The organism is Limnohabitans curvus (genome assembly GCF_003063475.1).
GTDB lineage: Bacteria > Pseudomonadota > Gammaproteobacteria > Burkholderiales > Burkholderiaceae_C > Limnohabitans > Limnohabitans curvus.
Genome location: NZ_NESP01000001.1, coordinates 174,609 through 193,823, shown reverse-complemented (window position 1 = coordinate 193,823; position 19,215 = coordinate 174,609). Strand labels below are relative to the sequence as shown.

At 57.7% G+C, this 19,215-nt stretch carries 14 protein-coding genes; 4 read left to right on the top strand and 10 right to left on the bottom strand.

The genetic code is table 11. The annotated features are described in order from the left end of the window. A complete protein-coding gene (locus tag B9Z44_RS00810) occupies positions 1 to 4,821 on the top strand; it encodes a two-partner secretion domain-containing protein (RefSeq protein WP_108401426.1) in 4,821 nt (1,606 codons plus the stop codon). Between the two features lie 53 nt (positions 4,822 to 4,874). Here B9Z44_RS00810 and argA read toward each other — a convergent pair whose 3' ends face one another. Next, positions 4,875 to 6,221, bottom strand: coding sequence for an amino-acid N-acetyltransferase (gene argA, locus B9Z44_RS00805; protein ID WP_108358798.1), 1,347 nt, complete (start codon positions 6,219 to 6,221; stop codon positions 4,875 to 4,877). A 164-nt stretch (positions 6,222 to 6,385) separates the two neighbouring features. On the opposite strand from argA, the gene hrpA reads away from it, so the two are divergent. From hrpA to B9Z44_RS00790, 3 genes are all read left to right on the top strand, one after another. Next, positions 6,386 to 10,288, top strand: a complete 3,903-nt coding sequence (hrpA, locus tag B9Z44_RS00800; protein WP_245912826.1) for an ATP-dependent RNA helicase HrpA — start codon at positions 6,386 to 6,388, stop codon at positions 10,286 to 10,288. Positions 10,289 to 10,420: 132 nt separating this feature from the next. After that, positions 10,421 to 10,702 carry a type II toxin-antitoxin system RelE/ParE family toxin gene (locus B9Z44_RS00795; protein WP_108358797.1) on the top strand — a complete coding sequence of 94 codons (282 nt, stop codon included), beginning with the start codon at positions 10,421 to 10,423 and terminating at the stop codon, positions 10,700 to 10,702. 12 nt (positions 10,703 to 10,714) lie between these two features. After that, entirely contained in the window at positions 10,715 to 11,071 is a 357-nt protein-coding gene (locus B9Z44_RS00790; RefSeq protein ID WP_108358796.1) for a HigA family addiction module antitoxin, read from the top strand. Between the two features lie 121 nt (positions 11,072 to 11,192). Here B9Z44_RS00790 and B9Z44_RS00785 read toward each other — a convergent pair whose 3' ends face one another. Genes B9Z44_RS00785 through lptF form a run of 9 tightly spaced genes read right to left on the bottom strand, consistent with a single transcriptional unit; the run spans position 11,193 to position 19,215 of the window. Continuing rightward, positions 11,193 to 11,597 (bottom strand): YkgJ family cysteine cluster protein, encoded by a 405-nt coding sequence (locus B9Z44_RS00785; RefSeq protein ID WP_108358795.1) that lies wholly within the window; start codon positions 11,595 to 11,597, stop codon positions 11,193 to 11,195. Then, positions 11,594 to 12,517, bottom strand: coding sequence for a class I SAM-dependent methyltransferase (locus tag B9Z44_RS00780; RefSeq protein WP_108401425.1), 924 nt, complete (start codon positions 12,515 to 12,517; stop codon positions 11,594 to 11,596). The genes B9Z44_RS00785 and B9Z44_RS00780 overlap by 4 nt, the downstream gene beginning before the upstream one ends. Positions 12,518 to 12,525: 8 nt before the next feature. Next, positions 12,526 to 13,464, bottom strand: coding sequence for a cyanophycinase (locus tag B9Z44_RS00775; RefSeq protein ID WP_108358793.1), 939 nt, complete (start codon positions 13,462 to 13,464; stop codon positions 12,526 to 12,528). Further along, positions 13,461 to 14,438, bottom strand: a complete 978-nt coding sequence (gene senB / locus B9Z44_RS00770) for a selenoneine biosynthesis selenosugar synthase SenB (protein ID WP_108401424.1) — start codon at positions 14,436 to 14,438, stop codon at positions 13,461 to 13,463. The genes B9Z44_RS00775 and senB overlap by 4 nt, the downstream gene beginning before the upstream one ends. Before the next feature lie 7 nt (positions 14,439 to 14,445). Next, positions 14,446 to 15,609, bottom strand: a complete 1,164-nt coding sequence (locus B9Z44_RS00765) for a pyridoxal phosphate-dependent aminotransferase (protein ID WP_108401423.1) — start codon at positions 15,607 to 15,609, stop codon at positions 14,446 to 14,448. 10 nt (positions 15,610 to 15,619) lie between these two features. Further along, entirely contained in the window at positions 15,620 to 16,561 is a 942-nt protein-coding gene (locus B9Z44_RS00760; protein ID WP_108402749.1) for a CysB family HTH-type transcriptional regulator, read from the bottom strand. A 57-nt stretch (positions 16,562 to 16,618) separates the two neighbouring features. Further along, positions 16,619 to 17,005 (bottom strand): sirohydrochlorin chelatase, encoded by a 387-nt coding sequence (locus tag B9Z44_RS00755; protein WP_108401422.1) that lies wholly within the window; start codon positions 17,003 to 17,005, stop codon positions 16,619 to 16,621. A 9-nt stretch (positions 17,006 to 17,014) separates the two neighbouring features. After that, positions 17,015 to 18,115, bottom strand: coding sequence for an LPS export ABC transporter permease LptG (gene lptG / locus B9Z44_RS00750; RefSeq protein ID WP_108358789.1), 1,101 nt, complete (start codon positions 18,113 to 18,115; stop codon positions 17,015 to 17,017). Then, positions 18,112 to 19,215 (bottom strand): LPS export ABC transporter permease LptF, encoded by a 1,104-nt coding sequence (gene lptF, locus B9Z44_RS00745; protein WP_108358788.1) that lies wholly within the window; start codon positions 19,213 to 19,215, stop codon positions 18,112 to 18,114. Before lptF ends, lptG begins: the two co-directional genes overlap by 4 nt.

The window sequence follows — 19,215 nt, the reverse complement described above, 5'->3', positions numbered from 1 at the left end:
ATGAATGGTCACGCCTCTCTTAATCGTTTGTACCGTCTGGTTTGGTCGCAGGTCACGCAAAGCTGGCACGCGGTGTCTGAATTGACCAAGAGCAGTGGTAAGGGCGGCTCACGCAGTCGCCAGCTTGTGCTCAGCACCCTTGCAAGCGTGGTGTTGGCGGGGGGAAGTTTCAAGCTCTACGCACAACAAGCACCACCCGTTGCCACGCAGTTACCGACAGGTGGTGTGGTGGCCCAAGGCGCAGCCAGCGTTGCGCAAACGGCCACAGCACAGGCGGCGCGCATGACCATCAACCAAAGCAGTCAACGTGCGGTGATCAACTGGAACAGTTTTAACGTTGGGCAAAACGCTTCGGTGGTGTTTAACCAGCCCAACGCGCAAGCCGTCACACTCAACCGCATTGCCGATCAAAACCCCAGTCAAATTTATGGGCAGATGCAAGCCAATGGGCAAGTGTTTTTGACCAACCCCAATGGTGTGTATTTCTCTCCTACCTCGCAGGTGGATGTGGGGGCTTTGGTGGCGACCACGCACAGCATCAGCGACGCCAACTTCATGGCGGGCAGCAACGTGTTCAGTCGCAACGGTGCGACAGGCAAAGTGGTCAACGATGGTCAGTTGAACGCCGCACTGGGCGGCTACATCGCGTTGCTGGCACCCGAGGTGCAAAACGCTGGCGTGGTGATTGCTCGCGCGGGTTCGGTGGCGTTGGCGTCTGGTGAGGTGGTGACCTTAAATTTTGATGGCAACCACAGCTTGGCTGGTATCAGCACAACGCCAAGCACGATGGCTTCTTTGATTGAAAACCGTCAAGCCGTTCAGGCCCCTGATGGCCAAATTATTATTTCAGCCGTGGCATTGGATAAGTTGCAAGCGGGCGTTATTCGAAACAGCGGCCGTCTGTCTGCAAACAGTCTTTCAAACAAAGGCGGACAGATCGTTCTTGAGGCGGATGACATCACACTCAGCGCCACCAGCGCCATTTCTGCCACAGGCCCGACCGGCGGTGGCACGGTGTTGGTCGGTGGTGATTGGCAAGGCGGGGGCAATGTACGCCAGGCCACCAAGGTCACGATGGATGCGGGTGCAACAATTGATGCCAGCGCAACAGACGCAGGCGATGGCGGCAAAGTGGTGTTGTGGAGCGATGTGCGCAACGCAGCGTCGCAAACGCAGGTTCATGGCCGCATTGATGCAAACGCCGGTCCTCGCTCGGGCAATGGCGGTGAGATTGAAACATCAGGTCATGCGCTGCACGTGAACGGAATTGGCATATCAACCCAAGCGCCTGCTGGTGCAACAGGCACATGGCTGTTAGACCCGACGGATTTCACGATTGCGCCCACAGGGGGAGACATCACTGGCGCCGCCCTGAGCGCCGCTATTGACAGCTCGAGGGTGGTGATTCAGTCTGACAGTTCTTTGAATGGAAATATTCCGGGGACACACATTGGCACGGCCAATTCTGGAGGGCTGGGGGACATCGTCATCAATGACAACATCAGTTGGACGACCAAGACTTCGAGCATCATCTTGAAAGCCAGCGGTGTGATTTACGGGACGGGCAACATTGCATTCAATGCAACTTCTACCTCGTACTTTCAAACCCCGCTGGAAGGGGTTATTTCTTTCAACCAAGCGGGCGACTCAGTGGCGCGAGGTTTAAGCTATTCAGGCGTCATCAGTGGCGGTATCACGTTGAATCAAACGTTTGGTAGCACTGTATACAGCTCCAAAATGCCTGTCACAATTTTTGTCAATAACTTGGCGTCTGGATCTTCTGGAATTTTTGCCATGTCAGGTGTGAGCACGATCGATGCCCCAACACTCATGTTGAGCAAAGGCTCACTCAGCCTTCAAGGCGCGGGTGGTTTTTCTAGTTCAGCCGTGAAAGTCATGATGTTGAATGACGCCAATTTAGATATCAGTGGAAAAACTGGAAATTTAAATATTGCTGAATTGAGTTCTTCACCCACCGCGACTGCGCCAACTATTTTTTTAGGTGCTAATTCGCTGGAAATCAATGCAATTCCCAGCTTGCTCAGTTATGCGTCATGGTCAACCCCGAATCTGTCGTACAACACTTTCAATGGTGTTATCTCAGGTACTGGGGGGGTATCCCTGTCGGGCTCGTCACAGTTGATGCCAGGGCAAGTTGCAGGCCTCACCTTCAAAGGTGTGAATACTTATACAGGGCCTACGACGATCCATGCGGACACGATCTTGAGGCTTGAAGGCGCTGGGAGCGTGGCTGCCTCATCAAAGATCACGAATGATGGATTTTTGGATATCGGTGGCGTAACTACGGGCGCTTCCATCACCAGTTTGTCTGGGAGCGGTCATGTTTATTTGAGCTCTCCTGCTACAAACGCGGTAGACACCTCTTCTTATCCCAACACATTGATTCCTGTGGCCGCAGGTTCTGCGAAGCGTTTAACCATCACAAACGCCAGCGATACGTTCAGTGGCGTTATCAGTGGCACGGGCGCATTGACCGTTGCGGGCGGTACGCAGGTGTTGACCGGCACAAACACGTACACAGGCGACACGACCATCGACAACGGTGCGACGCTGCAAATTGGTAATGGTGGGTCTGCGGGCGCGCTGTCTGCCACGACACACATCGTTGACAACGGAACGTTGACATTTAACTTAACCGGCTCACCAACAGTTGCGAATGCGATTTCTGGATCTGGCGCTATTCACAATGACGGAACTGCTTCGCTCGCGCTGACAGGAAGCGTGACCAACACAGGAAGCAATGTCCAAAATCCAGGGGTTATTTGTGCAGGCCCTTGTCCGTTTGACATCACGACCTTGACAACGCTTGCGCAAATTCAAGCGATCACCAATTCTGAAATTATTGGGTTGACGACAGGCAATATTCAAAGCTTGACCGCAACACAAATTGGGTATTTTTCAACTTCGCAAATCACTCAGTTTTCTGGTGCGCAATTGGCAGCGATGTCAACAACGCAAGTCACGGCTATGACGACCTCACAAGTGGCCGCATTGAGCAGCACGCAGCTGGGTGCTGTGACTGCCGTACAAATGGCAGCGCTGACCACTGCACAAGTGGCGGCGATGACGACCTCACAAGTGGCCGCATTGAGCAGCACGCAGCTGGGTGCTGTGACTGCCGCACAAATGGCAGCGCTGACCACTGCACAAGTGGCGGCTATGACGACCTCACAAGTGGCCGCATTGAGTAGCACGCAGCTGGGTGCTGTGACTGCCGCACAAATGGCAGCGCTGACCACCGCACAAGTCTCAGCCATGACGACCTCACAAGTGGCCGCGTTGAGCAGCACGCAGTTGGGGGCCATGACAACGAGTCAATTGGCTGCATTTACAACGGCTCAAGTTGCGGCGCTGACCTCGTCACAACTTGCTGCCTTGTCTTCCGCACAGCAAGGCGCTTTGCCGTCATCCAACAGCTCAAGCTCAAGCGTGAGTTCATCTACAACCCCCGCACAAATTCAGTCGTTGTCGAATGCTCAGGTGGCGCAGCTGACGCCCAATCAGCTTGGAGGCTTGTCTTCAGCCCAGTTGATGGCGTTCACACCTTCACAGCTGTCAGACATGACGCCTTCACAACAAGCTGCGATGCAGGCTGTCAATCCTGTGTTGTCGGTTTTGTTCAGCCAGGCCAACGCCAATAACCCCGCCACTGTGGGCGGCGCTTTGAGTGCCAGTGCTTCAACGACAGGGCCATCGACATCATCCTCAGGTGCCCAAGGCTCACAAGCCACGACAGCACCCAATGCCGTGGTTCCTACATTGGCAGGCAGCGCACCGTCGCCTAGCACCATCATGGGTTTGTCGGGTTCACAAATAGGCAATATGTCTGTGGCAAGTGTGCAAGCCATCTCGCCCACAGCGCTGTCTGTTTTCTCAGGGGCACAAGTGGCCGCGATGAGTGCGAACCAGTTGAGTGCCTTGTCACCCGCACAGGTGCAAAGTCTGTCGGTACAACAAATGGAATCGCTTAGCCCCAGCCAAGCGCAAGCGGTGATGAGCAGTAATGCGAATGCCTTGTCACCCGTGCAACGCTCAACGCTTGTGGCTTTAGCCAACGGCTCGGTCGCAACTGGCGCAACTGCAACAGGAGGTGTCATGAGCGCGAGCCCATCCGCGAGGGCTGGGGAGGCGCCAACACTGACAGCCACCCAAGTGCAATCGCTCCAGCCTGCAGACATTCGTCAACTCACGCAGGCTCAAATCAGCAGAATGACGCCATCGCAGGTGCAGACGTTGAGTGTCAAACAAATGGCAGCGTTGAGTCCTGAGCAGTTGTCAACCATGAGCCGCCAGCAAGCAGTGGCCTTGATGCGTAACCGTCCCAATTGGTTGAACTCGACACCAAGTTCATTCACCCCTGGGCAACGCGCAGCGGTGAACGAACTGCTGAGTGCCACCGTCAGTACCAGCAATGCTGTGACATTGAATGCGAGTAACGGCATTTTGCCTGTGACCGTGATGGGCACTACGACAACTGGGGTTGGTGTACGTTTTGATGGGCAAGGAAGTAGCGCCATCAAATTGCAGATGGCGGATGTCCCAGCGAATAAGACAGTGTCACCTGGCAACTTGAACGCACGTTACACAACCATCGAAACACGTAACGCCAACAATGAAGTGGTGACGTTCAAAGGCGCAATTATTGGAGGTCGATTGGTGCTTGCACCAAACGGTGCATCGGCGCGTCAGATGGCCAAAACAGAGCTGCCCAATGTGTTGTCTTCCGCGATTGATACGCTGGCAGGTGGCAAGCCAATTGCACTTGATAGCCTGAAAGGAGTTGTCTTGAATATGCGCTGAACCAGCTCTTAGCCTCAACGCAAAGACCGACTTCGATGAGAAGTCGGTCTTTTTTACAGCTTTTTCACCAAGACCAAGCTCCTGCGGTCGGTGTTGTATTTGCGTTTGCGTGCCTCGGGCAACCAGTCGGGATCAACCTGTACAAAGCCGCGTTTCAAGAACCAGTGCTTGGTGCGCGTGGTCAACACAAAAATGCTCTTGAGGCCTTTGTTGCGGGCGCGTTGTTCGATGCGCTTGAGCACCTTTTCGCCATCGCCTTGGCCTTGCGATTGGGGTGACACAGTCAGTGCCGCCATCTCCGCCGTTTGGGCTTCAGGGTAGGGGTAGAGCGCTGCGCAGGCGAAGATCACGCCGTCATGTTCGATGACGGTGTATTGGCCGACATCGCGTTCAATCTCGTTGCGGTCACGCTTGACCAAGGTGCCGTCTTTTTCAAACGGCTCAATCAGTTGCAAGATGCCGCCCACATCTTCATGCGTGGCTTCGCGCAGGCTTTCCAGTTTCTCGTCGACCACCATGGTGCCAATGCCGTCATGCATGTACACCTCCAGCAGCAGCGAGCCATCCACCGCAAACGGCAAGATGTGGCTACGTTCCACGCCCGTCTCGCAGGCCTTCACGCAATGCTGCAAGTAAAACGCAATATCGGAGGGGTCTGTGGTGTGGGGCAGGGTGGCCAGCAGTTGTTTGGCGGCGTCCAAAGGCAGTTCGGTGTCGATGGGGTTGTCTTCGCTCTCTGGCTCCATGGGGCGAATGCGAATGCCCGGTGTTTCGGTCACAAACAGCAGTTTGTCCGCTTGCAAAGCGGTGGCCACCGATGTGGCGACTTCTTCCATGGTCAGGTTGAACGCTTCGCCCGTGGGTGAGAAGCCAAACGGCGAGATGAGCACCATCGAACCCGCGGTGAGGGTTTGGGTGATGCCCGCCACATCCACCTTGCGCACCAGGCCCGAATGTTGAAAGTCGATGCCGTCCAAGATGCCCACAGGGCGGGCGGTGATGAAGTTGCCAGAAATCACGCGCACCGTGGCGCCCGCCATGGGCGTGTTGGGCAGGGCTTGGCTGAAAGCGGCCTCAATCTCAAAGCGCAGTTGACCTGCGGCTTCTTGCGCACAGTCGAGGGCCACACCGTCGGTGATGCGCATGCCGTGTGAGTAATGGGGCGCATGGCCTTTGGCGGCCAGCTGCTCGTTCACCTGTGGGCGAAAGCCGTGAACCAACACAATGCGCACGCCCATGCTTTGGATGAGGGCCAAGTCTTGCGCCAAGTTGGGCAGCTTGCCTGCCGCAATGGCCTCGCCCGCGATGCCAACGACAAAGGTCTTGCCGCGATGCATGTGAATGTAGGGCGCGACCGAACGGAACCAAGGCACAAAGGTGAAGTCAAAAACGGCGGACATGTGGGCTGGTTTGTGGCGGGTAAGTGGGTGAGCGTTCTCGGTGAGAGCCGGACGGGGATAATTGCGGATTGTCTATCAAGTTAGTGCCTGTTTTGTCTACGTCCGTTCCCTTCCAGATTGAATTTCCAGAATCGTTGCCTGTCTCGGCCAGACGCGAGGAAATCATGGCTGCCATGCAGGCCCACCAAGTGGTCATCGTGTGTGGTGAAACGGGCTCTGGCAAAACCACGCAGCTGCCCAAAATGGCGCTGGCTCTGGGGCGCGGTCAAGGTAGGGAGCTGGGGCCCAACCCCAAGCCAGGCCAACGCAAACAAATCATTGGCCACACCCAGCCGCGCCGCATTGCCGCCAGCTCGGTGGCCAAGCGCATTGCCGAAGAGCTGAACACGCCCTTGGGCGATGTGGTGGGTTTCAAGGTGCGCTTTCAAGACAGGCTGAGCAAAGACGCCTCGGTCAAGTTGATGACCGACGGTATCTTGTTGGCCGAAACGCAAAACGACCCGCTGCTCAAGGCCTACGACACCATCATCATTGACGAGGCCCACGAGCGCAGCCTGAACATCGACTTCCTTCTGGGCTATTTGCGCGAAATCTTGCCGCGCAGGCCGGACCTAAAAATCATCGTCACCTCGGCCACGATTGATGCGGATCGTTTTGCGCAACACTTCGCCTCGGCCAAAGGCCCAGCCCCAGTGTTGATGGTCTCGGGCCGCACCTTCCCCGTGGAGATGCGTTACCGCCCTTTCGAAGAAAGCCGTGACTACGACCTGAACAACGCCATCGCCGACGGCGTGGACGAGCTGTGGAGCAACCCGTCGCAGCAGGGCGACATCTTGGTGTTCTTGCCCGGTGAGCGCGAGATTCGCGAAGCGGCAGACCACCTGCGCGCCCACCTGAGCCACTCGCCTGTGATGCGCAGCGCCGAAGTGCTGCCGCTGTTCGCCCGACTGTCCAGCGCCGAGCAAGACCGTGTGTTTGACACCCGTGGCGGGCGCCGCATTGTGTTGGCCACCAACGTGGCCGAAACCTCGCTGACGGTGCCCGGCATTCGCTACGTGATTGATGCGGGCAACGCCCGCGTCAAGCGCTACAGCTGGCGCAGCAAGGTGGAGCAGTTGATGGTCGAGCCCATCAGCCAAGCCGCCGCCAACCAACGCGCAGGCCGATGCGGCCGCGTGGCCAACGGCATTTGCATTCGCCTGTACGACGAGGTGGACTTCAACGGCCGTTCGCGCTTTACCGACCCCGAAATTTTGCGTTCATCGCTGGCGGGGGTGATCTTGCGCATGAAGGCGCTGCACTTGGGCAACGTGGAGCAGTTCCCGTTCTTGGAGGCGCCGCGCCCCAAAGCCATCGCCGACGGTTACCAACTCTTGAGCGAACTCGGCGCGGTGGACGACGACAACGAACTCACGCCCATGGGCCGCGAGCTGTCCAAATTGCCCCTCGACCCCCGCGTGGGCCGCATGATTTTGGAAGCGCGTGACCGCAACGCCTTAGACGAAGTCTTGGTCATCGCCTCGGCCTTGAGCGTGCAAGACGTGCGCGACCGCCCGATGGAAGCGCAAGCCGCTGCCGATCAAGCCCACGCCAAGTTTGACGACGACCGCAGCGAATTCAGCGGCTACCTCAACCTCTGGAAATGGCTCGAAAACTCACGCGGTGGCAAAAATAACGAGCACAAGCTGAGCAACCGCCAATACGAAGCGCTGTTGCGCCAAAACTTCATCAACGTGCGTCGTGTGCGCGAATGGCGCGACACCCACTCGCAGTTGCTGACCGTGGTGACGGAGCACAAGTGGCGCCTGAACACCTTGCCCGCCAGCTACGAGCAATTGCATTTGTCCATGCTGGCAGGCCTGCTGGGCAACGTGGGCTGCAAGCTCGAACCCGCTGCGGGACAAACCAGCAGCAACGAATATCTGGGCGCACGCAGCATCAAGTTTTACCCGCACCCTGGCGCGCATTTGCGCAAGAAGCCTGGGCGCTGGGTGGTGGTGGCCGAGTTGGTCGAGACCACGCGTTTGTTTGGCCGTGGCATTGCCGCCATCGAGCCGCAGTGGTTGGAGCAAGTGGGCAGCCATTTGCTGAAAAAGCAATTGCTCGACCCGCATTGGGAAAAGAAAGCGGGCGAAGTCAAAGCGCTAGAACGCGCCACCTTGTACGGCTTGGTGGCCTACAACGGCCGCCGCGTCAGCTACAGCAAAGTGGACTTGGCGGGTGCCCGCGAAATCTTCATTCGCGAAGCCTTGGTGGCGGGCGAGCTCGACACCAAGCTGCCGTTCTTGGCGGCCAATCAAAAGCTCATTGCGCAAGTGGAAGAGCTGGAACACAAGTCGCGCCGCCAAGACGTGTTGGTCGACGACGCGCTGATTTACGCCTTTTACGACCAGCAGTTGCCCGCCGAGGTGTGCGGCTTGGTGACGCTGGAAACTTGGTACCGCGACGAGGTGAAACGCCAGCCCAAACTGCTGCACCTCACCCGCGAAGAGCTGATGCGTCACCAAGCCGCAGGCATCACCACGCAAGCGTTTCCGAAGACGCTGCGCCTTGGCGGTGTGGACTGCGCGGCCGACTATTTGCACGAACCCGGCGACGCCAAAGATGGCCTGACCGTGACCGTGCCGTTGTTTGTGCTGAACCAAGTGAGCGAAGAGCGCGCCGAGTGGCTGGTGCCGGGCATGCTGAACCAAAAAATTCATGCCTTGCTCAAAACCCTGCACCAACGGCCCCGCTCGCGTTTGGTGCCTTTGCCTGACAGCGCCGCCCGCTTGACCGAGGCCTTGTCGTCTGACGTGGCGTTTGGCGCTGGCCCGTTGGTGGACGCCTTGCTCAAGCTGGTGCGCGACGCCACCCAAGTGGACGTGAAGCGCGCCGACTTCAAACTCGACATGCTGGCCCCGCACCTGTTCATGAACTTTCGGGTGGTGGACGAACACGGGCGTCAGTTGGGCCACGGCCGCAACTTGGGCGCGTTGAAAGCCGAGTTGGGCAGCCAAGCGCGTGGCGCGTTTCAGGCGTTGGCGGCTTTGAAAGGTGTGGGCACTTTGAGTGCTGGTGCGGGCGTTGACGGAGCTGCGGCGTTGGCTGATGGGGAGCCGCGGGTTCCTCATGCCTCACAGAAATCGTCACCCGCGGCTCCCCATCAGCCAACACCTTCTGGTCGTGTGGCGTCTGTTGCTGCGTCTGCTGCTCAGCGTTACACCAGCTGGACTTTTGGCGAGCTGCCCGAGTTGATGGAGATCACCAAAGGCAACCAAACCCTCATTGGCTTTCCGGCCTTGGTGGATGTGGGCGATGCCGTGTCCATCGAGGTGTTTGACGAGCCCGAAGTGGCCGCCACCAAACACCGCGCGGGCCTTCGTCGCTTGTTTGCCATGCAGATCAAAGACGCGCTCAAGTACTTGGAGAAAAACTTGCCCGACCTGCAAAAAATGTCGGTCGCGTACATGATGGTCGGCAAGTCGCCTGACGGCTCAGGCGGCGGCACTGCCGAAGAGTTGAAACAACAAATTTTGGACGTGGCCTTGGACCGAGCCTTCTTGCTCGACCCACTCCCAACAAGCGAGGCCGATTTCAAACGCCGCCTCGACGAAGGCCGTGGCCGACTCACCCTCATTGCCAACGAAGTGGCCCGCTTGGCCGCCACCGTGTTGACCGAGTTTGCCGCGGCCAACCGCAAAGTCAAAGACACCAAAATCAGCCCCGACAGCGTGGCCGACGCCGCCCAGCAACTGCAACGCTTGGTGGGCAAACGCTTCATCACCGACACCCCATTTGCCCAACTGCAACACTTCGCCCGCTACCTCAAGGCCGTGGTGCTGCGCCTCGATAAACTGCGCGCCGACCCCGCACGCGACGCCGCCAAACTGGCCGAACTCAAACCGCTGGAGCAAAAGTATTGGCGCTTGGTGGCCGAGCGCAAAGGCGTGACCGATGCGCGCATGCAAGAGTTCAGGTGGTTACTGGAAGAGCTGCGCGTGAGCTTCTTCGCGCAAGAGCTGCGCACGCCGCAGCCGGTGAGTGTCAAGCGGCTGGATAAGGCTTGGCAGCACTTGAGTTATTGAGTTTGTAAAACGCATTGCTGAAGCTCAACTTGCTCAATTAATTTGGCGACTTATCTAAGCTGATGTCTTGCCCAGCAAGTCAAATGTTGCCTTGCTTTTTATAAACAAATTGTTTATACTGCGAGCCAGTGGATGATTCAACACTTCGCCAACGACGAAACTGAAAAACTGTTCGCCACAGGTAGGTCACGCCGTCTTCCGCCAGAAATACTCAAACGTGCAGTGATGCGATTGGCTCAGCTGCATGCAGCCACCGAAGTGGATGACCTGCGAATGCCTCCGTCAAACCGATTGGAAGCATTGACGGGGAATTTACAGGGCAAGTGGAGTGTGCGCATCAATGACCGTTGGCGTTTGTGCTTTCGGTTTGAGCGGGGTCATGCCCATGATGTTGAAATTGTGGATTACCACTGAGGAGTAATGACGATGACTGCCCTAAAACCAAAGAACGGTTTGCCCGCCATTCACCCTGGTGAATTTTTGCGCGAAGCATTGGACGAACTGGGCATGACCCAAGCGTCGTTTGCCGAGGCCATTGGCGTGTCACCCATGCGTGTGTCACATCTGCTCAAAGGCGACCGTCCTGTGACTGCTGAGATGGCTTTGCGTTTGGGCCGTGCTTTAGGCCAAACGCCCCAATACTGGCTGAACTTGCAAGCCACCTTCGATTTGAAAGTGGCGCAGTTGGAAATGAAAGACAGCCTCAAGGCGGTGCGGATGTTAGCGGTGGCTCGAGTAGTTAATCAACCGCTGCTGCAACGATGCCTCGCCCAAAGGTCTTAACCGTGCATAGTCCAACAACTCGACCAAATGCGCCCCTTTGCCTTGCTACTCGTACAACACGTTTTCTGCCTGCTGCACATAGTGCCAAGGTGGGCTATCGCGTTGTTCTGCAGTTAGGTTGTTAACGCGTTTTTTTCACCGCCCCAAACGGACAGTGATTCGGCCTTGGTCCCACTTGCGGGTGCAGTCGGCAGGTGTTGGGGCGTTTGTCGTAAACGGTACAGCGGCGGGTTTGGGCATCTAAGAATTGGCAGTCGCCGCTGGCACGGCGGGCGAGGGTGAAGATGCTGTTCTTGAAATTGAAGTGCTCAATCAGACCTGCCTTGCTTAAGCGTTTGGCGATTTGTTTGGGTTCTTCGTGTTCGGCTTCAAAAGGGTCGACCAGTTCTAAGCGCACCAAGTCTGGCAGCTTGACTTCGACGGGCATGGTGCAGCAGTTGGCAGCGCAGGTGTCGCACAGGCCATTGCGATAGCGTGTCCAGGTTTCTGGGCGGTCCACATCGACCACTGAAATGGGCGATCTCATAGATCAGGGGCCTTGTACACCAGCACTTTGAGCGCGCGTTCGGGCGACACATCGGCAAACACTGCGGGGTTGGGGACGCGTTGTTCAAACACAAGTTCTGGCGCGAGTTCTTGCATTTGGTCTTGCAAAAAAGAGAGGCCCAGTTCGGGGGCGTTGAGGCACAACAAGGCGTGTCCGCCAGGTGCTAATAGTTCTGGCAAACGGCGCATGAGGCGGGCGTAATCTTTGGTAGCCACAAAGCTGCCTTTTTGGTAGCTGGGCGGGTCCACGATGACGAGTCCGTAGGGGCCACTGCGTGTGATCTTGCCCCAGGTTTTGAAAATGTCGTGCGCTAAAAAACTCGCACCCGAGTTGAGGCCGTTGAGCTGGTGGTTTTGCTGGCCTGTGGCCATGGCGCCGTGGCTCATGTCCACGTTCACCACGTGTTTGGCGCCGGCCTGTTGTGCCACGACAGAGAAGGCGCAGGTGTAGGCAAACAGGTTGAGCACTTTGAGTTTGGGGTGGGCGGCCACATGGTGGCGTACCCAGCGGCGGCCTTCGGCCATGTCGAGAAACAGGCCGTGGTTTTGGCCTTTGAGCACATGGACCCGAAAGCGTGCGCCTTGCTCGGTGACCGCATGGGGTTCGGGGACTGCGCCGCTCATCAGCCGCGTTTCGGTTTGGCTTTCATGGCGGCACTGAAACACCCAGTTGAGGGGCTGCTCGGGAGCGATGTGTGCCCAGCGTGCTTGCAAGGCGGCATGAACAGCGGCCAGTTCATCGTCGGTGGTGGGTTTGAAGCTGGTGAGCACGAGCACGGGCGGGAAAGCGTCGAGCACCCAATGCTCACAGCCTGGGTGCAAACCGCCTCGGCCATGAAACACGCGGTGTGCGTCGCTCGAGAGTGCCATCGTGGCGATGGCGTTGAGGAGGGCTTGCATGACGATGTTTAACCGCGCATGGGCCCTGTTTTGGCCAGCATCGAGAGTGCATCCCACAGCAGCACAGGTTGTTTGCGGTTCTTGGGGTTGCTGGGCAATACGTAACGATTGCCTGCGGGCAGCACATGCAGTTGCAGCCCAAGCATTTCGAGTTTGTCGCCACCATCCGCGTTGTCAAAGTTGCTGCGCATGCGGCGCGGGTCGACCAGCGTGACGGCGCCACGTCCCACAATTTCGACCGATTGGTTGGGCTCGATGACCAACGCTGTGTCTTCGTCAATGCCGACACCTAAGAGGTCTGGGCGTTGTGCCAAGGCCGAGAGCAAACGGCTCAGGCGATGGCGCTGCGAGAAGTGTTGGTCCACGATGGCGTTGGGCATGAAGCTTAGGCCGATGTCCATGGATACCCCATCTTTTTCTGGTGTGGGGGTGGGCGTGCCTTGGGCCAACATGTGGCGCGACATGACGGCTGCGCCTGCACTGGTGCCTGCAATGCAGGTGTTGTTCAGATGAAAGGCTCGGTGCATGGCTTGTGCGGCAGGGGACTCCCACAGACATTGCATGAGTCGGTTTTGATCGCCACCTGTGATGAAAATGCCATCAGCCTCTGCCAGTTGGCTGACCACGTTGGGCTCAGATGCATCGTCGCGGGTGAGCATGGGCACCACCTCGCAGTTGAGCGCACCTAGGTCTTGAAACACAGCTTGGTAGCTGGCCCACACCACATCGGGTACGCCGCTGGCGGCGTTGATGACACGAATTTTGGCGTTCGGGCCACCGCTGAGTTCAAGAAACTTGCGCAGGATGATGCGGTCTTGCTTGCGGTCTTCCGCGCCCCCAATGATGACCAGGCGGCCTTGTGTTTTGGTGGCTTGTGCGGCTGAGCCAAAGGGCAGGGCTGCGCTGGCCAGCAGCGCGAAAAGCTGGCGGCGATGAAGGTGTGTCATACGGGGTCAAAAGCAGAAGTCAGCAGCGCGCACAGGCTGGCTTGTTCGCGCTCGGGTTGAAACAAGGGGGCACGTGCTTGGCATGCCTGGGTCAGTTGGGCCAATAAGCCATCCGCATGTGTTTGGGTTTGCTTGCATTCGCGCAGCAGAGCTGCAAGCTGGGTGGCGTTGCCGGGTTCAAAGTAGCCGGGGTAGTTGTCCCCCAGCATGCCCACATTGCCCGACACCCGCGAAGCCAACACAGGCGTGCCACTGAGCACAGCTTCCATGATGACGTGTGCGCCGCCTTCTAGGCGACTGGTGTGTACCAACACGTGCGCGCGTTGAATGCTGCGGCGTGTTTGTTTGTGGGGCAGTTCGCCCAACCAGCGGTAGTGCGGGCATTGGCTGGCCACGTGTTGGGCTTCTTTGGCCAACGCAGGGTCTAGGGTCTTGCCAATGTGGTCGATGTAAATGCCTTCGTCCGCGCGCAAGGCTTGCGCGGTTTGCCACAGCACCTGCGGCCATTTTTCATCGCGCAGATGTCCCACCATGACCACACGCAAATGCGCGTGTGTTTTGTCGACGGCGGGTAGCGGCGTACTGGATTGGTAAATGATGTGTGCTTTGTGGCGCAGGTGGACGGGCAGCGCTTGCAGGCCTTGCGCTTGCAGGACGATGAGGTGGTGTGCCAGCTCTAGCGAGCGCTGGGCATCGGCATCGTGGTCAATGTCTTTGTACAGATCGGTGCCTGTGAGGGCCAGCACCAGAGGGCGTTCAGGATGCGCGCTTGCCCATGCGGCCACCGATGGTGCCGAGCGCCGCGCGTGCAAGGCCAGCATCACATCCGCGTCGTGGCCATCCGGCCATGCAGGGCTGATGCGGACTTGAAACGAGGCCGACAACATGTGGGCCCAGCGTTGAGCCGTTTGCCAATTGCCGTTGTTGGCGTCAGCCAAGGCTGGCGTGACGAGACACAGAGTGGGCAGGTGCATGCAGTGCTTACAGGCGAGCCAGTCGGCCTAGTGCCAATTTCAAAGTTTCGTCTTTCTTGGCGTAGCAAAAGCGCACCACGCGTTGGTCAAACCCATCGGCGTAAAAGGCGGAGAGGGGAATGGCGGCCACGCCAATTTCAGAAGTGAGCCATTTGCAGAAGTCGGCTTCGCTCAGGTCTTTCTCTGGCACGCCCAGGTTGGCTATGCGCACGCACTGAAAGTAGCTGCCTTCGGAGGGCAGCAGCTCAAACTTGGTTTGGGCCAAGCCTTGGCGAAACAGATCGCGCTTGGCGGCGTAAAAGGCGGGCAGTTGCAAGTAAGGCTGCGGGTCTTGCAGGAATGCGGCCAAGCCGTGTTGTACCGGTGTGTTGACGGTGAACACGTTGAACTGGTGCACCTTGCGAAATTCGGCGCTGTAGGCTGCAGGCGCGGCTACATAGCCAATTTTCCAACCCGTGACGTGGAAGGTTTTGCCAAAACTCGACACGATGAACGCACGCTCGGCCAAGCCGGGGAAGCTTGAGGCGCTTAAGTGTTGCAGCGGCGCGTAGACCATGTGCTCGTACACCTCGTCGCTGATCAGCACGATGTTGGTGGGGGCAAGCAGCTCTTGCAGCGTGAGCATTTCCTCGCGCGTCCACACGGTGGCGCTGGGGTTGTGCGGGCTGTTGACGATGATGGCGCGTGTCTTGGGTGTGATGGCCGCTGCGATTTTGTCGAAGTCTGGGCGGAAGGTGCCTGGCGTGAGCGGCACGCGCACGGCCACGCCGCCCGCCATGTCGATGTTGGGGATGTAGCTGTCGTAGCAGGGTTCGAGCACGATGACTTCGTCACCCGCACGCACCACCGCCAAGATGATGCTGAGGATGGCTTGTGTCGCACCTGCAGTGATGGTGATTTCGCTGGTGGCGTCGTAGCGGTATTGGTAGAGCGACTCAATCTTGTCTGCCACGGCTTCGCGCAGCGCGGGCACGCCGGTCATGGGCGGGTATTGGTTGAGGCCGTGCGTCATGGCGTCGTTCACGCAGGCCACGAGCTTGGGGTCGCAGTCAAAGTCGGGAAAGCCTTGGCCGAGGTTGACGGCATTTTTCTCAGTGGCCAACGCCGACATGACCGTGAAGATGGTGGTGCCGATTTTGGGAAACTTGGTGTCGAGGTGCGGTGTGGTCATGTTGCGTGGCTTACATATTGAAGTCAGTAGGGTGGCCGTCGAGGGCCTTCATGATGAGGTTGCGGTCGAGGCGGTCGCTCAAGAGCGCTGCAAAGTCGTACACAAAGTGGCGAATGTAGGCGCTGCGCTTGAACGCAATACGCGCCACGTTTTTGCCAAACAGCTGCGAGGCGGGGCGGGCGACGAGGTCGTCGTCCAAGCCGTCTTTCACGGCCATCTCGGCCACGATGCCCACGCCCAAACCTAAGCGCACGTAGGTCTTGATCACGTCTGAGTCAATCGCTTCAAGCGCAATGCGTGGCGAGAGGTTCTTCGCTGCAAAGGCTTTGTCAATGCGGGTGCGGCCTGTGAACGACGGGTGGTAGGTGATGATGGGCTCAGCCGCCAAGTCCTCGAGCGTGATGCGCACTTTGCCCGCCAGCGGGTGTGATTTGGGGATGACCAACATGTGCTCCCACTCGTAGCAGGGCAGGGTCACCAGCTCGGGGTATTCAGAGAGTGATTCGGTGGCAATGCCAATCTCGGCCACTTCGTCCATCACCATTTGCGCCACTTGCGCAGGGGCGCCTTGGTGTAGGCTGATGTTCACATTGGGGTAGGCCTCGCGCAGCTTGGCCACGGGTACGGGCAGCACATAACGGGCTTGGGTGTGGGTGGTGGCGATGGACAAGGTGCCGCTGTCTTCGGCGCTGAACTGCTCGCCAATGCGCTTCAAGTTGCCCACCTCGCGCAAGATGACCTCAATGCTGCGCAGCACATGCTGGCCTGGTTCGGTCACGCGCTTGAGGCGCTTGCCGTGGCGCGAGAAGATTTCGATGCCGAGTTCTTCTTCCAGCTCAATGATGGCTTTGGAGACGCCGGGCTGAGACGTGTGGAGTGATTTGGCCACCTCGGTGAGGTTGAGGTTGCGGCGGACGGCTTCTTGGACGAAACGAAATTGATGTAAGTTCATGGCGCGGTGGCGTGATTTACCACTCATTATGCCTTAATGATCTAATTAAACGGTTTCTTATGCTTTTGATGTGGACTGACTGTTGGCGCGCCCCAGTGCGATTTCAGCGAGCAAGTCCAGCAAGGTATCTTGCTCACCCACGGCGGGTTGACAGGTGATGTCGATGTTTGGGTGCTTGGCTTTGAGGGCGTGCATCAGTTCGGGTAAATCTTCGCGCGCATGTCGACCCACGCCCAAGAACATGGGCACCACGCATAAGCTGGTCGCGCCTTCGGCGACCAAGGCATTGGCCACATGGGGCAGGTCGGGTTCGGTCAGCTCAAGGTAGGCGCAGCGCACCACGGTGCTGGGCGAGCGCTGAGCAATGCGTTCGGCCACGGTTTGGATGGGCTTGTGCCACAGCGGGTCGCGTGAGCCGTGGGCAAACAAAATGATGGCGTGCATGTAAAAACCTTATTGGCGCAGCACCAGCCAGCCAAAGGCTGCCAGTGAGGCGAGGGTGTAGAGCATGCCAGGTGCCGCGGCTGCAAACCAGGGTGCCCAGCTGTTGATGTTGCCGATGTAGCTGAACACGTTGTTGAGCAAAAAGAAGCTGATGCCTGCCAAGACCCCACCAAACACATGGCTGGCAATGTTGCCGCTGCGGAAATGCAGGTATGCAAAGGGGAGCGCAAGCACCACCATCACCAGACAACTCAGTGGGTAGAACACTTTTTTCCAGAACTCAATCTCAAAGCGTTGCGTGGTTTGGCCGTTGGCGCTCAAGTGTTGGATGTATTGAAACAAGTCAATCGTGCCCATGCGTTCGGGCTTGAGCAGGGCAACAGAGATCATCTCAGAGGTGATGCCGGTGGGCCAACGCTGGCTGTCCGCATGCTTGCGCGCCAGTGCCGATTCATTGTTTTGGCGAACGACCTCGTTGCGTTCGATGTTGCGCAAGTCCCAGGCCTCATCGTTGGACAGCAAGCCCACCTCTGCTTTGGTGAGTGCGACCCATTGACCGTCTTTGTTGAATTCAAAAATTCGGATGCCTTTGGGGTTGCCTTCAGGCGTGAGGGTGCTCACATTCACAGCGTAGCTGCGGTCGTCTTGGCGCTCGCGCAACCAAGCACCGGTTTGCCCCACGGTGATTTGCCCCAAGTAGCGCGACTTCAAGAGTTGGCCGTAGCGGTCACAAAACGGTGACAAGTAGTCGCCCACCGCAAACGTCAGCACCACAAACGCCAACCCCAAGCCCATCAGGTTGCGCAGCGCCAAAGTAGGCCCAAGTCCACTGGTGCGAAGGATGGTGAACTCTGAACTTTGTGCCAAACGTGCCATCACAAAAATAGTGCCGATCAACACCGAGATAGGGAGCAATTCATACAAGTGGCTAGGCACGAGCAGCAGCACGTACGAGAACGCGTGGCTCACTTGGTAGTTACCGCCGTTTTTGCCGACGTTTTGCAGTTCGTCCACAAAGTCGAAAAAGAAAAACAGCGCCAAAAAGCTCAGCGTCACAAACGCCACGGCAATCAGCACTTCGCCGTAAATCAGTCGTCGCAAGGTTTTCATGCGGCAGTTTCCTTGGCGCGGCGTTTGACCAACAGGTTGCGCCAGCTCCAGTTGTTATGGCGGATGGCTAACCAAGTCATGGCAAACAGGAACACGCCGCCGTGCAAGGCAATCAGGTTCGGCAAGAACTGAACTTTGCCCGAACTGATCCAGCTTTGGCTGAGGTTGATGAAGTTGTAATACACCACAAAGATGAACAAAGCCAGGGCCAAGTTGCCGCCGCGCCCCACTCGGTGGTTGGCACTGGTGATGGCCAAGGCGATGACCAACAAGTTAAATGCCGCAATGGCCAGACCCAAACGCCAAGCCAACTCACCCAAATTGCTGGGTGTTCGATTGCGCAGGAGCTGCAGCGAATGGATGGTTTTGGTGGGTTGCTCGGCTGCGGCCTTCACATCTTGGCTGATTCGTGTGCCGTAGACCTTAAATTCGCTGACTTTCAGCTCGGTCTCGCCGTTGGTTTGCTCCACGCGCTGGCCAATGTCTAACACCAAGAAACGGTCTTCATCGATGGTTTCAACGTGGCCCTTTTTGGCAGACGTCATGGCTTGCTTGCCACGCTCGCTCGAAGAGATGAAGACGTTTTTGCCTTCTTTGTTCTCCACGCTTTCCTTGTCAACGAAGAACACCCGCAAACCATTGGCAGACTCTTGGAACTGACCGGGCGAGACGCGTTCTAAATCGCCGCGTTGTTCAAAGCGCTCTTTGAGTTCACTGATTTGCTGGTTGGACCAAGGCCACACCAGCAACACCAAAACACTGACCGTCAGCAGCGTGGGCCACGCAAAGCGAATCATGGGCTTCAGGATGGCGCGCAAGCCGCGGCCGCTGACCAACCAAATCACCATTTCACTTTCCAAATACATGCGAGACAGGGTGCCAACCGATGCGATGAACAGGCTCATGGTGAGCACGGTGGGCAAGTGTCCCAACATGGTGTAGCCCATGACCAAACTGATTTCAGTTGGGTTGACGCTGCCGCTCGAGGCCTGACCGAGCGTGCGGATGAGCATCATGGTCATCACGATGGTGACCAAGACGATGAGCGTGGCGCCAAAACTGCGTGCCAGCTCTTTGCGAATGGAGGAATGGAATAACAT

Excerpts from the sequence above, each read along its gene's own strand:
- B9Z44_RS00810 (WP_108401426.1), top strand. The coding sequence starts at position 1 with ATGAATGGTCACGCCTCTCTTAATCGTTTGTACCGTCTGGTTTGGTCG.
- argA (WP_108358798.1), bottom strand. The coding sequence starts at position 6,221 with ATGTCCGCCGTTTTTGACTTCACCTTTGTGCCTTGGTTCCGTTCGGTC.
- hrpA (WP_245912826.1), top strand. The coding sequence starts at position 6,386 with ATGGCTGCCATGCAGGCCCACCAAGTGGTCATCGTGTGTGGTGAAACG.
- B9Z44_RS00795 (WP_108358797.1), top strand. The coding sequence starts at position 10,421 with ATGATTCAACACTTCGCCAACGACGAAACTGAAAAACTGTTCGCCACA.
- B9Z44_RS00790 (WP_108358796.1), top strand. The coding sequence starts at position 10,715 with ATGACTGCCCTAAAACCAAAGAACGGTTTGCCCGCCATTCACCCTGGT.
- B9Z44_RS00785 (WP_108358795.1), bottom strand. The coding sequence starts at position 11,597 with ATGAGATCGCCCATTTCAGTGGTCGATGTGGACCGCCCAGAAACCTGG.
- B9Z44_RS00780 (WP_108401425.1), bottom strand. The coding sequence starts at position 12,517 with ATGCAAGCCCTCCTCAACGCCATCGCCACGATGGCACTCTCGAGCGAC.
- B9Z44_RS00775 (WP_108358793.1), bottom strand. The coding sequence starts at position 13,464 with ATGACACACCTTCATCGCCGCCAGCTTTTCGCGCTGCTGGCCAGCGCA.
- senB (WP_108401424.1), bottom strand. The coding sequence starts at position 14,438 with ATGCACCTGCCCACTCTGTGTCTCGTCACGCCAGCCTTGGCTGACGCC.
- B9Z44_RS00765 (WP_108401423.1), bottom strand. The coding sequence starts at position 15,609 with ATGACCACACCGCACCTCGACACCAAGTTTCCCAAAATCGGCACCACC.
- B9Z44_RS00760 (WP_108402749.1), bottom strand. The coding sequence starts at position 16,561 with ATGAACTTACATCAATTTCGTTTCGTCCAAGAAGCCGTCCGCCGCAAC.
- B9Z44_RS00755 (WP_108401422.1), bottom strand. The coding sequence starts at position 17,005 with ATGCACGCCATCATTTTGTTTGCCCACGGCTCACGCGACCCGCTGTGG.
- lptG (WP_108358789.1), bottom strand. The coding sequence starts at position 18,115 with ATGAAAACCTTGCGACGACTGATTTACGGCGAAGTGCTGATTGCCGTG.
- lptF (WP_108358788.1), bottom strand. The coding sequence starts at position 19,215 with ATGTTATTCCATTCCTCCATTCGCAAAGAGCTGGCACGCAGTTTTGGC.